Below are 15,335 nucleotides of genomic sequence, written 5' to 3' on the forward strand. Positions count from 1 at the left end.
TCGCGCAGTTTGAATCGCGGGAACCGCAAGATCGATCAAGCGCGCTCGAGTACTCATGTTAATCAGGGCCCGAACCTATAAAGGGCTCTCCGATGACGTTTCCTTCGGCAATCGAGCAACTGGCGGCGATAAGGGCGGGTCGGACGAACTCCGTGGAACGCACGATGGCCGCCATTGAGTCATCTAGCAAACGGATCCGGCGATCAACGCAGTGGTGGTGCGCGATTTCGGCCGAGCATTGGAAGTTGCAAAGACCTGGCGGGCTCGCTCCGCATTCCGGCGGCCTTGTGCGGCGTCTACGCCCATCGGTCTAGCTATGGCGTCGTTCCGGTACGCGGTTTTGCGCCACGGATGGCGCCACGTCGGGAGATTGCTCAGCAGTTCGACCAGTCGACACGGCTTTCCGGCACGATACGCCCCTTCGAAGAGCGCAAGATCAAGATCAATGGGTTTGATGCCAGCTACGATAAAATCCCGCTTTGGACAACATTGGCTACACGGGACTGCCTGCAACTTCGGCACCAGTGGGCCTGGATGCGAATGATTGCCTATCGGCATACAGATTATTGGGTCTCGCTTTGAGGACTACACACCAATCGCCTTCGCGACGGCAATCCAAGCGCAGCTCGGTTATGGCTTCGTTGCGCCAGACGTTCGTATCTCCAGCACGTGAGCGGGCGGCCCTAAAACCAGTTGAGCGGACCGCCGCCTCACGATGCGACGCCTAGGACAGCACTGGAACGTTGGTTCAAGGCGGCATGTGGTCAAAACACCTGTGTGGCAAGGAAACCGTACTTCCGAAAGCAGTGAGCTTAAGGCGGCCGTTGTCCGGGGCCTCTGTCACCGATTTTGTCGAAAGCGGTAACCGTGCGGCTAATGTCTTCGAGTACCGAACTGATCCAGTTGCGGAAAATGCAGCGGCGGACTCGCCGCATTGCAAATGCCGGCGAAGCCGCCGGCACGCATTGTCAGTGATAGCCGGAGCGCTCAGTAAGCAAGCTTTGGATACCAGTCGGTGCCACGCCCTTCTGGTGTGGTGTCGAGAATGGTCCAGAGCGGATCAATGTCGGGGGCGCCGCGTGGATCCTGGTGAGGGTCGGCCATCGCGCCGCTCATCTCGCCGGACCAGAAATGCCGAATCATGCCCTCGCGCTGCGTGAACACAGTGTAGCCGGGCACGTCGGCATCCTCAGCGCTGACATAATCGCGCGTGTAGTCGCCGGAGATGTCAGAGAAGACCTTGTGTCGCGTCCAGCCACGCGCTTTCTTTGCCTCGATCAATCGCGAGATCGGCGACCGCGCGATGAAGACGAACGCGATACGCTGCTCGATGTCGGGCAATTTGTGCTCCCATGTGCTCATGAATGAGGTGCACATAGGGCATGGCGTCTGCCGCTGCGGCCCGAACATGTAGCTATAGATCGCGAGCGTTTGCTTGCCGTCGAACAAATCAGCGAAATTCGCTTCGCCGTTCTCGCCTTCGAACACGTAACGTTTCTTCACCTCCCCGCCCAGCGGCAGCGCCCGACGGAGTTCGGCGACACGCTCAATGTGACGACGCAACTCGATCTCCTCCGTTAGGAGGCCTTGCCGGGCCTGGCGATAATCGGCGCTTTCGTTGGGAAAATGGGCTGTGTTCGTGCGAACAAGTTCGGAAGCAGGCTTCAGCATGGAACTATCCATGGCGCGACCTCTGGCTGGAGCGGATATCTCTAAGACGTCCGGCGGCAGCCCGTTCCGACATCTCGAGAGATAAAAAATTGGCTCGGCATCCTACGCTTCTTGCGCCAGTCCGCGGCCGCGCCACATTCGCGGGCGCTTTCCGCAGAGCGGCGGGCGGCCAAAGCGCGGCTTCGGTCGACCGCGATGAGTCCTGATCCGCGCCTCTAGCAGGCTAGGAAGCTCTGGCAGCGCTGTTCTCGTTCTCGAATGTCGCAATGAAATCGCAATGAATTGGGTGAAACAACCGTGAACAGAACGGGATGGGAGCGTCCGCCAAACAAGAAATATCAACAGCTTAGAAGATAACCACTGCGTTCGGGATGCAGGGGCGCCTCTTAGGTGACTCAAGCAGCGCCACCCTTGATCGGCATCACCTTCTTTGGATCGAGCCAGTGGTCGATCCGATCGGCCCAATGCTGCATCAGCTTCGTGCGTGAGCCTATCAATGCGAGCGGTCCGTGCCTCTTGTATAGACCTTCCACGGTCGAGTTATCGAGATGCGCAAGCTGCAGCTCGACGACATCGCCATCCCAGGCCTTGGCGTCCTTGATCTCTTCGTGGTGAGACAGCGTCGAGAAGGTGGTCCGGAATCCGTGGGCACAATGATCGGTCTTGGTGTCAATGCCCAGCAGCCGCAAGCGCTTGTTGAGAGTGTTGTTTGATAGCGGCGCGTCCTTCGAGCAGGAAAACGCATATCGGCGATGTCCGGTTAGCTTCTGAACGCTTCGCAGGATTGCAAGTGCCTGCCGTGACAAAGGCACGACATGGTCCCAGCCGGTCTTCATCTTCGCGGCTGGAACAGTCCAGCGTTCGGCGTCCCAATCGACCTCGCTCCACTCCATTTCATTGACCATGCCGGGGCGGGGAATGGTCAGCGCATCGAAGCGCAAGGCCAGGCCAACAACGTCACCAAACCTTGCTCTCGTCCACGGTGCGTTGATGAGCTTGAAGACGCGCGTCACGTCACGTGGTTCGGTGACGCCGGGACGTGGCGTCGAAATGTTGGCGATCATCTGCCCATTCAGGTTGCGGAATGGATTGTAGCCGTCGCCTTCGACATCGGCATAGTCGCAGATTTGCTCACCGATGCTGCGCACGCGGTCGCGCGTTTCCAGCTTTCCCTCGGTTTCGTATAAACGCATGAAAGCGAGGACGTCCGGTCGCTTGATGTCCAGCCTACTCAACTTGCCGAAGCGAGCCTTGACGTAGCCGACACGCAGCTCGAGCACCTCGATGGTCTTCGGGTCGCGCACCGCGACAATCCTGCCCCGTTTGACTTTCTCAATTTTCTTCTTTGCGAGCCACTCGTCGGCCCATTGCCCGAAAGACCGGGCAGCCGCCTGCCTGTGCTGGTCGAGTTGCTTCTCTGTGCTCGGGTCTTTGCCCTTCTTGAGCAGGTCTTTGGCCTTGTCGCGCTCGCGCCGCGCGTCCGCGAGCGAGAACGTGCCATCCCTACCATTGCCGTAAGCGCCGATGGAGTAGGTTTTCTGGCGGCCGTGGAAGCGGTAGTCCATCCGCCAAAGCTTGGAGGCTGCGTTGCCGGGCCTGCTCACGTCCGGCGTGACGAGGAGATAGAGCCAGCCACCGGTCACGTCGGAAATCTTGACGGGACTCCACGCGCCCTTGTCGAATTTCGGTCGGGCGGCGCGGCAGTCGACGTCGGTCCTGATCTGCTTGGGATTGGCGCCCGCGCCATCGTTCTTGCCGGCCATCTGCTCAATTCCACCATTCGGAATAGCGAAAGTCGCCCTGAACGTTTGTTCTCCCGATACCAGCACGATACCAGCAAAAATACCAGCAAATCGGCCGGCTGGGATCGGATGAGAACAAACGGTGACGAACGAAAATGTACGTGGAAGTGCCTATTTTTCAAGGGTTTCCGAGCACTGCGCGAACGGTTGCGGACGTTTGAGAACGGGCCTGAACAGCCTAGTTGGTGCCCCTGGCCGGAATCGAACCAGCACTCCTTGCGGAACTCGATTTTGAGTCGAGCGCGTCTACCAGTTCCGCCACAGGGGCCCCCGGTCGGCCCGTGGCTGGGCGTCGCGAAGCCGGCGGACTATAGCCATGGAAAAGGCGGGGTCAACCCGCGCCAAAGTGATGTTCGGTGTTCTCGACAGGGTCGTCGGCGAAGGCTAGAGGCTAGCCTCACCCCTTCACCACCGAGGCCGTCGTGACGACGAATAGTGCTGCAATACCAGCCTCCCGCCCGGCCGCCGCCAATCCGGCGCTCACGGCCTCGGCGGCCGTCACCCTGATTGCGGCCGCGACCATCGCGGGCGCGTGGTTCTTCCAGCTCGTGCTGGAGATCCTGCCCTGTCCCCTGTGCCTGGAGCAGCGCTACGCTTATTACCTCGCGATCCCGCTCGGCGCACTGACGGCGCTTGCCGCAAGAGGCGGCGCGCCGCGGCCGCTGCTGCTTGCCGGGCTCGCCGTGCTCGCGCTGGCGACGCTGGCCAATGCCGGCCTCGGCACCTATCACGCCGGCGTCGAATGGGGATTCTGGAAGGGCCCGACCGATTGCTCCGGTCCCGTCGTCAATCTCGGCTCGGCCTCCGATCTGTTGTCGCGGCTCGACACGGTGAAGGTGATCCGCTGCGACGAGGTGCAGTGGCGCTTCCTCGGCCTCTCGCTCGCCGGCTACAACGTGCTGATCTCGCTCGCGTTGGCAGCGATCGCGGCATGGGGATTCGTGGCGACGGCGAAGCGGGGGTAGTTCACCTCGCCCCGCTCGCGGGGAGAGGTCAGCGGAGGCGCCGGGTGAGGGGGATTCTCCGAGAGTCTCTTTGTCATAGTGATTGCGGATGTAGCCCCTCACCCCGACCCTCTCCTCGTAAGGACGGGGAGAGGGAGAAGAAACGGCCCTCAATCATCCACATCGTCCTGCGTGCGTCCGAACAGGTGCACGATGCCGGGCGTCGCGATGGTCACAAACACGAAGCGTGACAGGTGATGTGCGCCGACGAAGATCGGGTCGATGTGCAGGGTCAGCGCCAACGCCAGCATCGCGTCCATCGCGCCCGGCGCGAATGCGACGACGACGTCGGAAAACTTCACATGAGTGGTCAGCACGACGATCGCGACGAAGATGGCGGAGACCGCAATCGCGATCGCAAACGAGCCGAGCGCCGCGTTGATGTGGCCGGCGAGGGTCTTGATCTTCATCCGCGCAAAACGGCTGCCGATCAGCGCGCCGATTCCCACCAGCGCCACGCCGCGCACCCAGTTCGGCAGGCCGCCTTCGACCCATCCCGCCCCGTGCAGCACGCTGGAAGCGATCATTGCGCCGAACATCCAGCTCGCGGGGAATTTGGCGAGCCGCAACAGGAGCGATAGGGCGAGCGATGCGACGACGAGGATCAGGAGCTCGAACGGCGAGGCAATCGTGGTCGTCAGCGACGGTGCCGCCGAGGGCGCGACACCCCCGATCGCCAATACCATCGGCAATGCCGCGGTGAGGATGATCACGCGCATGGTCTGCACCACCGCGATCCCCGGCAGATCGGCGCCGCGCTCGACCGCCAGAATGGTGATCTGCGACAGCGCGCCGGGACTTCCGGCGAGAAAAGCCGAGGTGCGGTCCCAGCCATGGACGCGTTGCAGGTAGTAGCTCGAGCCGAAGGTCGAGCAGAAGGTCGCAAGCGCCAGCAGTCCGATCGTCAGCGGATAGGCGCTGAGCTGCTGGATCAGATGACGCGAAACGACGGACCCCAGGGAGATGCCGAGCAGCACCAGCACGGTCTGCGTCAGGATCGGCGGCACCGCGAGCGGGCGGCCGGCGATAGCGGCGATCCCGACCGAGATCATGGCGCCGGAGATCAGTCCGCCGGGCAAGTTGGCGAACAGGAAGACCAGTCCGCCGGCAGCGCCGATGACGAGCGTCTCGACCGCGCTTCTGATCTTGGCGCGGGACGGCAGCTCAAAGGGCAGGGAGGCGGTGATCTGCTTCACACCGCCTTATGGCAAATCGGAAAGGCGCGCACAATTGCGGCCGTGTCATGCCGCAATGCGCGCGCCTAAAAGGGCGGAATGTGACGGAACTACTTTGCGGCGGGGGCGGCGGTGCCGGCCTTCGCTTCCTTCATGCACTCGGAGCGGAATTTCTTGCGCTCCTTGCCGTGCAGGCCCTTGGCATCCGCCTGCTTGGAGCATTCGAGCGATTCGGCCGAGTGCTGCTTCGGTGCCTTCTTGTCGGTCGTGGTGGCCGCGGTATCGCTCTTGGCAGCCGGCGCCGCGGTCTGCGCGAAGGCGGTGCCGGTGGCGAACAGGGAGGCGAGGGCGACGACGGCGATGCGCGAGGCGAGGGTCATGTGTTGCACTCTTGTGTTTGCGAATTGAACAAGGGCGGAGAACGTCGTCCTGCATTGCTGAACGCCACATGAATGGATGGCGCATCGCGATCACTAAATTTTGGCTGCGAAAGTCATCACTTCCTTGTCGGATGCCGCCGACACGCTAGGATAGTGATCCCAATTTACTTCCCCCGGGGCAGATCTAAGGAGGAGACGAAGGATGACCATTCAGGCAAAATTGTTCTGCGCAATTGCGGCATCGGGCGTTGCGGCGTTGCTCGCGACCGCGCCGGCCCAGGCGCTGACCACGCAGGAATGCAGTGCCAAGTATCAGGCGGCCAAGAAGGACGGCACGCTGGGCGGCATGAAATGGAATGATTTCCGGAAAGCGCAGTGCGGCGCCGATGCGACCCCAGCCGCGGCTCCCGCTGCCGCCGCACCGGCGGCCCCGGCCGAGCCCAAGCAGGCGAAGAAGGAGGCTGCTCCGCCCGCAACTCCCGCGCCAGCGCCGGCTGCCACTGGCCCCGCGGTCTTCCCGAACGCGGTCGATCCGAAATACAGCAAGGAGACCGCCGGCAAGGCCCGCATGCACACATGCGTCGACCAGTACAACGCCAACAAGGCGACCAACGGCAATGGCGGACTGAAGTGGATCCAGAAGGGCGGCGGCTATTACAGCGAATGCACCAAGCGCCTGAAGGGCACAGCCTAAGCTTTCGAGTAATGTGAGCGGCCGGGACTCTCGCTCCGGCCGCTCAATCGTTCGCGAGCAGCTTCTCTGCCGACTTAGCAATCATCTGCGCCCGCTTGCGCGGGCCACGCTCGACGAAGAGCAGGCTCTGGCCGAAAACAAAGCAGTAGAACAGGAAGGCCTGCGCATCGGCCTCATCGGCGGGAAGGCCCGTCGCGCGATAGAGCTCGGCGACATGTTTGAGACGCGCCGCATCCACGCTCGCCACCGCTGACGCCGCGCGCTCGTCGGCTCTCGCCCATTGCCGGATCGCAAGCTCGATCGCCATGGCAGCGGGGTTCATGCGTTCGGAATAAAGCTGGATCACCGCTTTCAGCCGCTCGCGCGGGCTTTGTCCGTCGAGACTCGTCTGCTGCGCGATCGCTTCCGTACGCCCCTCGCGCCAGCGTTCGAGCATCGTGCCGAGCAGTGCGGCGCGGTCAGCGAAGCGGCGGTAGAAACCGCCCTTGGTGACGCCGAGATTTTTCGCAAGCACCTCGACCCGCACGCCCTCGACCCCAGTACGGGCAAGCTCCGCGAAGGCTACTTCGACCCAGACATCGCCTTTGGCGTCACTCATGAATTCGCCTCTCACCGAGCTTTGATACGGTGCCGTATTGCTAACCTGCGATGGGTCTGATACGCTACCGTATCAAAATCAAAAAGGCGGGAAACGACCATGCAGGAGGCGAGCTATCGCGGCACGGTCTATCCGTGGCAATGCGACCATGTCGGCCACATGAACATCATGTGGTATGTCGGCAAATTCGACGAGGCCAACTGGAATCTGTTCGCGCGCCTCGGGCTGACGCCGAGCTATCTGCGTACCTCCGGCCGCGGCATGGCCGCGGTGCAGCAGAACATCACCTACAAGCGCGAGCTGCTCGCCGGCGACATCATCGAGATTCGCAGCGTCCTGCTCGAGCTTCGTGAGAAATCGATCCGCTTCCGGCACGAGATGAGCAACGCCGAGACGGGCGAGATATCAGCAGTTTGCGAGATCTCCGCCGTGCACATGGACCGGGAGGCGCGCAGGTCGACACCGTTCGAAGCCGTGATCCGCGAGACCGCGATGCGGCACCTCGCCGAGGCGATCATGGCGTGACGCGATGGCCGCCTTCGAGCCGAAGAATCCGGATTTTCGTGCGGCCGCAGGTCGGCTGTTCGACGGCCAGCCGGCCATGCGCACGCTTGGCATCTCGCTCGTGCGCGTTGCGCCGGGCGAGGCGGAATTGGCGATGGATTATGCGGCCGGCTTTACCCAGCAGAACGGCTTCGTGCATGCCGGCATCATCACCGCAGGCCTCGACAACGCCTGCGGCGTTGCCGCCTTCACACTGATGCCGCGCGAAGCCGACATCCTCACTGTCGAGTTCAAGACGAGTCTGGTCGCGCCGGCGCGGGGCGAGGGCTTCATCTTCAAGGCCGAGGTGGTTAAGCCGGGCCGCACGCTCACTTTCTGCGAGGCCAAGGCCTTCGCGCGGCAGCACGGTGTGACGATGCTGGTTGCGACCATGACCGCCACGCTGATGGCGCTGGCCCGCCGCGAGGCGGCGCCCGCCCAGGTGCGAGCTGGCTCTCCCGTCTGATCCGAGCTGGCGGGAAGGCCCGCATACCGCTTTTTTCGGCTGTCATTACCGGCGGGGCACTCTATATGCTGGTGCGTAACGCTCCTGCGCCGCAGGCCGTAGAAGCACCGAAGGGCCGAATTGGAACGGGTTATGATCGGACTTAAAGATAAAGATAAACGGACGCGTCGCGAGGCGCTTGCTCTGATCGGAGCCGGGGTGGTGCTCGCAGGCGGCCCGCGGGCCGGCCGCGCCGCGACGGCCGATGACGGTACGATCCTGACTGAAGCCGCCGTGCTGCGCGATCCCGACGTGCCTGTGATCGGCAACCGCGACGGCGACATCACCATCGTGGAATGGTCCGACTATCAATGTCCCTATTGCCGCCGCGTCGAGCCGGAGCTGCGCCAGATCGTTCAGGACGATGGCAAGGTCCGGCTGGTGCTGAAGGACTGGCCGATCCTCGGACTGGTTTCAGTGACCGCGGCGCGGATGGCGCTCGCGGCCAAATTCCAGGACAAGTACGACCAGGCGCATGATGCGATGATGGGCGTGAATTCGCGCCTGACCGAGCCGCGCATCTACGAGCTGCTGGCGGGCGCCGGTGTCGACATCGATCGCCTGAAGCGCGACCTCACGGGCCGCGCCAAGGACATCGACGCGATCCTGAAACGCAACAGCGATCAGGCCGAGGCCTTCGGCTTCCGGGGCACGCCGTCCTTCATCGTCGGCAAATTCCGCGTGCCCGGCGTGCTCACCATGGCCGAGTTCGAACAGGTGATCGCGGACGCGCGCAAGGCGAAAGCGGGCAAGAGCAACTAAGCGCCGCACAGCAAGACAAAGGCGCCGTCGCGAATCGCGACGGCGCCCTGTCGATGGCTTGCTGAGCGCAAGCCGTTACTTCGACGAAATTCTCACCCAGTCCTTGTGTGCGCGGTCCACCAGCGCGTCCCAATCGGCCTTCGCGACGTCCCAGTTGACAATGGTGCGACTGGTTGCAGCGACCTCGCTGTTGGCAGACGTCTGCATCGAATCGTGAATGTAGACGCCAATGCCAAGCAGCAGCGCGCCCAGGATCATTCCGAACAAAACTCTCATAGCGAACCTCCGGTGACCGGCAATAACGTTTAGTGCCGGACAAGAGTTCCCGGTCAGTGCGGCGAGGATAAGGACGACCTGTTCACCCACCATTCAGCCACTGCAACAGCTCCGCGTTGATCTCGCGGGGATAGCAATGACTGAGATCGTCGATCTCGCGATAGGTGACGTTTGCGCCGGCGGCGGAGAGCGCCGACCGGGTCTGCCGTGCGACCTGGACCGGAAACATCCAGTCGAGCTTGCCGTGGGTGATGAAGATCGGCAGGCCCTGCATGCGCGCGGCATCCGCCATCTCCGCCATCAGCGGATGGAATGTTGCCGAGACCGGCGCGAGATGCGTGAAGGACGATGCGCGATCGAGCCCGCTGACATAGCAAAACGTGCCGCCGTCGCTCATGCCGGTCAGCAGCATTCGCGACGGATCGACATTCCATAGGTTGCGGACGGTTTCGAGGATGCGCGCAAGATTCGGCGTGTCGGTGTCCCCACCCATCAGCGCCCAGGTCGGACCCGTCGCGGTCGGCGCGATCAGGATCGCACCGATGCTGCGCGCGTCGCGCAGCCAGCTCCACAGGAAGCCGCGGCCATTGCCGCGGCCACCATGCAGCGCCATCACCAGCGGCCAGGACCGCTCGGGCGTGTAGTATTCCGGCACGTAGAGCGAGTAGCCGCCGCGGCTGCCGGGCTCGTTGTTACGATGGAAGATGCCGGTCTGCCCGGTAGGAGCTTCGGCGAGCTGGATCAACAGATCTTCGTTCTCGCGCATCGCGGCGTTGAGAAAGAAGCTGCTCACCGGAGGAAATTTTTGAGCGAGCGGATAGAGCGCTTCAAGCGCGCGCGGCGTGTGTCGCAGCGCGCGGAAGACCGCGACGATATCGCCATTGCCGGCTTGAACTGTCCGCAAGCCGCCCAACGCGGCGAGCGCTTCGTCACAGGCTCGATCGAGCAGGCTCCGCATGTCGGCAAAAGCCTGCGGCCATTCGCCAAGCGCAGAGCGCGCGGCCTGCAACGCCTTATCCGGCGTTCCGATCGCGGTCATGACGGAGTCGAAGGCCGGCGGGTGCAGGTGCCGCGCGACGAAGCCGAGCGCGTCCAACGAATCGAGCAGCGGCGGTAGCACGGCCACGATGTCGTCGACCACGGCCTCGCTCATGGCCCCGTGTTCCTGTCCTGCTTTGGCGCAGCCTCAATCAATGCAGCCTTGGTGCTTTCAACAGCTTCATGCGGTCGGTCGAGGTCACCGTCACGTCGAAGGTGACGCCTTCGTGGTGCACCGTCAGGGGCACATCGACGCCCGCAGTGCCGAGCGACCACAGTTTGCGATAGAAGCCCGTCTGGCTCGTCACCTTCTCGCCATCGACGGCCAGGATGACGTCGCCGGTCTTGAGCTCGGCGCGGGCCGCGGGTCCGTTCGAGGAGATGCCGATGATCACCACGCGGCGATCGATCTCGGTCGAAAACAGCCCGAGCCAGGGCCGCGCCGGCTTGTGGACGCGGCCGAATTTACGCAAATCGTCCAGGATCGGCGCGAGCAGGTCGATCGGCACGACCATGTTGACGTGCTCGGCCTTGTCGTCTCGCTCGCGTTCGAGCTGCAGCGAGCCGATCCCGATCAGCTCGCCGCGATCGTTGAACAGCCCCGTGCCGCCCCAGTTCGGATGGGCGGGGTAGGTGAAGATCGCTTCATCCAGCAGATATTCCCAGTAGCCGGCGAATTCCTGCTTGGCCACGATCTGGCTTGCGACCGATCGCGTGCGCCCGCCGGCGCCGCCGAGCACGACGCGGTCCCCGATCCCGGTCGCGGCCGACGATCCGAGCGGAACGGGCGCGAGGTCGAGCCTGCCGAGCGCCTGCACCAGGCCGAAGCCGGTGACCTGGTCGAAACCCAGCACATGGCCTTCCATCACGCGTCCGTCGCCAAGATGCAGCCATACCGCTTCCGCCTCGGTAATGAGGTAGCCGATGGTCAGCACGAGGCCGTCATCGATCACGATGCCATTGCCGGCGCGCTCCGTGCCGAGCGTCTCGGCGCTGAAAGCGTCCGACGGGATGATAGAATGCAGGCCGACGACGGAGGAGAGCACACGGTCGAGATCGAATCCGTAGTCTCCGGCACGCGGCTGATGTGCCGGCGGCACTCTCCATTCGGTCAGAGCGGGCATGGAGTTCTCTCCTTGCAAGTCTCTTGGCCTGGGCGTTCCAGCAGTTGCGGCAACGAGCAAGGCGCGAAGCACCGCCAATGTATGCCTCGCAGGGCTGTCTTGAAAGACCGTTGGAACAGACGGCCAACGCGAATTGATGAAATCGGTGTCACAACTTGCGTGCCGCTTCGGCCGCATGGCAGGTGTCCCGGCCGGTGCTAGGCGCGCTCGGGCGAAGCTGCTAACCCTTGGTGCTTCGTTTGACAAAGGGATCACGGACCGAAGCATGGACAACCGCAGCGATATCTGGCGTGGCATTGATACGATCAAGGCGCGTTTCATCGACTTGAGCGACAAGGTCTGGGGAACGCCGGAGGTGTGCTACACCGAGGCGCGCTCCGCCGCCGAGCATCTCGCCGAGCTGCGTCATCAGGGTTTCCGTATCACCGAGAATGTCGCAGGCATTCCGACTGCGCTGATGGGCGAGTGGGGCGAGGGCGGTCCGGTCATCGCCTTCCTCGGTGAATATGACGCGCTTCCGGGCCTCAGCCAGGAGGCGGGCGTCGCCGAGCATCGTCCGGTCGAGACCGGCGGCCATGGCCATGGCTGCGGTCACAATCTGCTCGGTTCGGCAGCGCTGCTCGCGGCGACCGCGGTGAAGGACTGGCTCGCCGAGAACAAGGTGCCCGGCCGTGTGCGCTATTATGGCTGTCCGGCGGAGGAAGGCGGCGCGGCCAAGGCCTTCATGGTGCGCTCCGGCGCGTTCGAGGACGCCGACATTGCCATCACCTGGCATCCCCACAGCTTCTGGGAAGTCGCGGTGACGCCGTCGCTTGCCAACACGCGCGCCGATTTCATCTTCACCGGTCGTACCTCGCATGCGGCGGCTTCGCCCCATCTCGGTCGTTCCGCGCTCGACGCGGTCGAATTGATGAATGTCGGTGTCAACTACATGCGCGAGCACATGCCGAGCGACGCGCGCGTGCACTACGCGCTGCTCGATACTGGCGGTATCGCGCCGAACGTGGTGCAGGCCCATGCCCGCGTGCGCTATTCCATCCGCGCCCGTGATCTTCCAGGGATGACCGAGCTCGTCGAGCGCGTGAGCAAGATCGCGCAGGGCGCAGCCCTGATGACCGAGACTAAGGTAGAGATGAAGATCATTTCCGCAGTCTCCAACATCCTGCCCAACGCGCCGCTGGAGCAGGCGCTGCACCGGGTGATGGAAGAGCTCGGACCGCCGCATTTCGACGATGCCGACAAGAATTTCGCCGGCCAGATTCGCGCGACGCTGAGCGACAAGGACATCGCGTCGGTCTATTACGCGATCGGCATGGAGCCGACGGAGCGGCCGCTCGCCGACTTCCTGGTGCCGCTCGATGCCAAGCGCAATCCGCTGGTCGGCTCGACCGACGTCGGTGACGTGAGCTGGGTGGTGCCGACCGTGCAAGTCCATGCACCGACGGTTGCAATCGGCACGCCGTTCCACACCTGGCAGGTGGTGGCGCAGGGCAAGACCCCGCATGCCCACAAGGCGATGGTGCAGGCCGCCAAGGCGATGGCCGGTCTCGGCATCAAGGCGCTGACGGAGCCGGAGCTGATCAAGGCTGCGAAAGCGGATCTGACGAAGCGGACTGCCAAGACACCTTACGTCTGTCCGCTGCCGGACCATATTGCACCACCGCTGGATATGTCCGTGGCGTAGAATTCGGTCTCGTTACTTCGTCTGATCTGCCGAATAAATTTTCCGCAGTGCAGCGTTGATTAACGGGCGTTTCGCCGCCGAATTGCCAAACGGTTGAGCGGCGGAACAGAGTTTTGCCCAAGAGACAGCCAGCAGACCGTTTGCATACACACGGTCGCAGTTGACGCGCGCCCCATTCGGTGTGCCATCTACCGCCAGCTAACCCGGCGGCCCTTTGCGGTTGCCTGCATCCATACCGGAACCAGACGGGGGACAACCATGCTGGACAAGAAACTGCGCGCAATGATCGACAAGGTGGCGGACGGCCGGATGGATCGCCGCGCCTTCGTCAAGCGCATGGCTGCTGTCGGCCTGACCGCCCCGCTGGCCAACCAGATCCTCGCGCTCGGCGGCGTCGCCATGGCCGAGGGGCCCTCGACCTACAAGCCTACCAAGCGTGGCGGCGGCGGCGCGCTGAAGCTGTTGTGGTGGCAGGGTCCGACCCTTCTCAACCCGCATTTCGCCACCGGCACCAAGGACCAGGACGGTTCGCGCCTGTTCTACGAGCCGCTGGCCTGCTGGGATCCCGACGGCAACATGAAGCTGGTGCTCGCGGCCGAGATCCCGTCGATCCAGAACGGCGGCCTCGCCGCCGACGGCAAGTCGGTGACCTGGAAGCTCAAGCCCGGCGTCAAATGGCATGACGGCAAGCCGTTCACCGCCGACGACGTCGTGTTCAACTGGGAATATGCGAAGGACCCCGCGACCGCAGCAACCAGCATTGCCGTCTATCGCGATATCACGGTGGAGAAGGTCGACGATCTTACGGTCCGTATCCTGTTTCCCAAGCCGACCCCCTTCTGGGCCGACGCCTTCGTCGGCGCTGCGGTCGGACCGATCATCCCCAAGCATTTGTTTGAGGCTTACAAGGGTGCGAAATCCCGCGAGGCGCCGAACAACCTCTCGCCGGTCGGTACCGGCCCGTACAAATTCATCGAGTTCAAGCCGGGCGATCTCGTTCGCGGCGAGCTCAATCCCGACTATCACATGCCGAATCGTCCCTATTTCGACACGCTCGAAATGAAGGGCGGCGGCGATGCGGTCTCGGCGGCCCGCGCGGTGATCCAGACTGGCGAGTATGATTTTGGCTACAACATCCAGGTCGAAGACGACGTGCTGCTGCGCCTAGAGAAGGGCGGCAAGGGCAAAGCGGTCTACGCGGTCGGCGGCGACACCGAGTTCATCGTGCTGAACTCCACCGATCCCAACATCGAGGTGGACGGTGAGCGCTCCTCGATGAAGACCAAGCATCCGCTGTTCTCCGATCCCGCGGTGCGCAAGGCGCTGACGATGCTGGTCGACCGCGAGGCAGTCAAGAAGGCGATCTACGGCCGCGCGGGACGGACCACGGCCAACTTCCTCAACGGTCCCGAAAAGTTCGTCTCCAAAAACAACACCTGGGAATTCAATATCGAGAAAGCGGCGAAGGTCCTTGATGACGCTGGCTGGAAGCCCGGTGCCGACGGCATTCGCGAGAAGGACGGCAAGAAGCTGAAGCTCCTCTACCAGACCTCGATCAACGGCCCGCGCCAGAAAACCCAGGCCATCGTCAAGCAGGCGTGCCAGAAGGCCGGCATCGACGTCGAGCTCAAGTCGGTCGTGGCCTCCGTGTTCTTCTCCTCGGATGTCGGCAATCCCGACACCTATCCGAAGTTCTACGCCGACATGGAGATGTTCCAGATCCCCATGAGCCAGCCGGATCCCGCGCAGCACATGCGCCGCTATACGTCTGACAACGTCGCGACCAAGGAGAACAAGTGGCAGGGACCGAATTTCTCGCGCTGGGCCAACAAGGACTACGACGCGATCATCGCGGCCGCGGAAGCCGAGATGGATCCGATCAAGCGCGCGGAGCTCTACATCAAGGCCAATGATCTCCTGATCAAGGAGGTCGTCTTCATCCCGGTGCAGCACCGCCTCAAGGTGGAAGCAGCCGCCAATAACCTGGTGTGTATCGTCAGCGGCTGGGCCAACGAGACCGACAATCTGTTCGACTGGTACCGGGAGGCATGATCACGGGACGTAGACGGGGTCTTTCCC

At 63.1% G+C, this 15,335-nt stretch carries 16 protein-coding genes and 1 tRNA gene; 8 read left to right on the forward strand and 9 right to left on the reverse strand.

Going from position 1 to position 15,335, the window contains the following annotated elements:
- Nucleotides 1–174: 174 nt before the first annotated feature.
- Nucleotides 175–582 carry an amidase family protein gene (locus SO139_RS38675; protein WP_498541680.1) on the forward strand — a complete coding sequence of 136 codons (408 nt, stop codon included), beginning with the start codon at nucleotides 175–177 and terminating at the stop codon, nucleotides 580–582.
- A gap of 405 nt (nucleotides 583–987) precedes the next feature.
- Here SO139_RS38675 and SO139_RS38680 read toward each other — a convergent pair whose 3' ends face one another.
- The 3 genes from SO139_RS38680 to SO139_RS38690 all read right to left on the reverse strand — a co-directional run bounded on the left by SO139_RS38680 (nucleotide 988) and on the right by SO139_RS38690 (nucleotide 3,741).
- Nucleotides 988–1,683 carry a DUF899 family protein gene (locus tag SO139_RS38680; RefSeq protein WP_498541681.1) on the reverse strand — a complete coding sequence of 232 codons (696 nt, stop codon included), beginning with the start codon at nucleotides 1,681–1,683 and terminating at the stop codon, nucleotides 988–990.
- A gap of 383 nt (nucleotides 1,684–2,066) precedes the next feature.
- Entirely contained in the window at nucleotides 2,067–3,434 is a 1,368-nt protein-coding gene (locus SO139_RS38685; RefSeq protein WP_498541682.1) for a tyrosine-type recombinase/integrase, read from the reverse strand.
- Nucleotides 3,435–3,656: 222 nt separating this feature from the next.
- A tRNA-Leu gene (locus SO139_RS38690) sits at nucleotides 3,657–3,741 on the reverse strand.
- Between the two features lie 154 nt (nucleotides 3,742–3,895).
- Here SO139_RS38690 and SO139_RS38695 point away from each other — a divergent pair.
- Nucleotides 3,896–4,438, forward strand: coding sequence for a disulfide bond formation protein B (locus SO139_RS38695; RefSeq protein WP_449379344.1), 543 nt, complete (start codon nucleotides 3,896–3,898; stop codon nucleotides 4,436–4,438).
- Nucleotides 4,439–4,587: 149 nt separating this feature from the next.
- On the opposite strand, the gene SO139_RS38700 is transcribed toward SO139_RS38695, so the two are convergent.
- Nucleotides 4,588–5,673 carry an AbrB family transcriptional regulator gene (locus tag SO139_RS38700; RefSeq protein ID WP_449379343.1) on the reverse strand — a complete coding sequence of 362 codons (1,086 nt, stop codon included), beginning with the start codon at nucleotides 5,671–5,673 and terminating at the stop codon, nucleotides 4,588–4,590.
- 89 nt (nucleotides 5,674–5,762) lie between these two features.
- Nucleotides 5,763–6,032: a PsiF family protein gene (locus tag SO139_RS38705; protein ID WP_449379342.1), complete on the reverse strand. Its 270-nt coding sequence runs from the start codon at nucleotides 6,030–6,032 to the stop codon at nucleotides 5,763–5,765.
- Between the two features lie 202 nt (nucleotides 6,033–6,234).
- On the opposite strand from SO139_RS38705, the gene SO139_RS38710 reads away from it, so the two are divergent.
- Nucleotides 6,235–6,726 (forward strand): hypothetical protein, encoded by a 492-nt coding sequence (locus tag SO139_RS38710; RefSeq protein WP_449379341.1) that lies wholly within the window; start codon nucleotides 6,235–6,237, stop codon nucleotides 6,724–6,726.
- 43 nt (nucleotides 6,727–6,769) lie between these two features.
- Here the strand turns inward: SO139_RS38710 and SO139_RS38715 are convergent, their stop codons facing one another.
- Nucleotides 6,770–7,324: a TetR/AcrR family transcriptional regulator gene (locus SO139_RS38715; protein ID WP_474799436.1), complete on the reverse strand. Its 555-nt coding sequence runs from the start codon at nucleotides 7,322–7,324 to the stop codon at nucleotides 6,770–6,772.
- Nucleotides 7,325–7,423: 99 nt separating this feature from the next.
- Here SO139_RS38715 and SO139_RS38720 point away from each other — a divergent pair, with 99 nt between their 5' ends.
- The 3 genes from SO139_RS38720 (at nucleotide 7,424) to SO139_RS38730 (ending at nucleotide 9,134) form a co-directional block, all read left to right on the forward strand.
- Nucleotides 7,424–7,849, forward strand: a complete 426-nt coding sequence (locus SO139_RS38720) for an acyl-CoA thioesterase (RefSeq protein WP_474799434.1) — start codon at nucleotides 7,424–7,426, stop codon at nucleotides 7,847–7,849.
- Between the two features lie 4 nt (nucleotides 7,850–7,853).
- On the forward strand, nucleotides 7,854–8,333 hold the full coding sequence (locus SO139_RS38725; RefSeq protein ID WP_474799432.1) for a PaaI family thioesterase: 480 nt from the start codon (nucleotides 7,854–7,856) through the stop codon (nucleotides 8,331–8,333).
- A gap of 132 nt (nucleotides 8,334–8,465) precedes the next feature.
- A complete protein-coding gene (locus tag SO139_RS38730; protein WP_474799430.1) occupies nucleotides 8,466–9,134 on the forward strand; it encodes a DsbA family protein in 669 nt (222 codons plus the stop codon).
- A gap of 75 nt (nucleotides 9,135–9,209) precedes the next feature.
- Here the strand turns inward: SO139_RS38730 and SO139_RS38735 are convergent, their stop codons facing one another.
- The 3 genes from SO139_RS38735 to SO139_RS38745 form a co-directional block, all read right to left on the reverse strand.
- Nucleotides 9,210–9,410 (reverse strand): hypothetical protein, encoded by a 201-nt coding sequence (locus SO139_RS38735; protein WP_027522122.1) that lies wholly within the window; start codon nucleotides 9,408–9,410, stop codon nucleotides 9,210–9,212.
- Nucleotides 9,411–9,492: 82 nt separating this feature from the next.
- On the reverse strand, nucleotides 9,493–10,563 hold the full coding sequence (locus SO139_RS38740; protein ID WP_474799428.1) for a carboxylesterase family protein: 1,071 nt from the start codon (nucleotides 10,561–10,563) through the stop codon (nucleotides 9,493–9,495).
- 37 nt (nucleotides 10,564–10,600) lie between these two features.
- Nucleotides 10,601–11,572: a S1C family serine protease gene (locus tag SO139_RS38745; RefSeq protein WP_449379335.1), complete on the reverse strand. Its 972-nt coding sequence runs from the start codon at nucleotides 11,570–11,572 to the stop codon at nucleotides 10,601–10,603.
- A gap of 265 nt (nucleotides 11,573–11,837) precedes the next feature.
- Here SO139_RS38745 and SO139_RS38750 point away from each other — a divergent pair, with 265 nt between their 5' ends.
- Both SO139_RS38750 and SO139_RS38755 read left to right on the forward strand, forming a co-directional pair.
- Nucleotides 11,838–13,256 carry a M20 family metallopeptidase gene (locus tag SO139_RS38750; protein WP_449379334.1) on the forward strand — a complete coding sequence of 473 codons (1,419 nt, stop codon included), beginning with the start codon at nucleotides 11,838–11,840 and terminating at the stop codon, nucleotides 13,254–13,256.
- 258 nt (nucleotides 13,257–13,514) lie between these two features.
- The gene (locus SO139_RS38755; protein WP_474799425.1) at nucleotides 13,515–15,308 is read left to right on the forward strand and encodes a peptide ABC transporter substrate-binding protein; all 1,794 of its coding nucleotides are present in this window, start codon (nucleotides 13,515–13,517) and stop codon (nucleotides 15,306–15,308) included.
- Nucleotides 15,309–15,335: the final 27 nt, after the last annotated feature.

It is taken from the genome of Bradyrhizobium sp. UFLA05-89 (genome assembly GCF_059803475.1).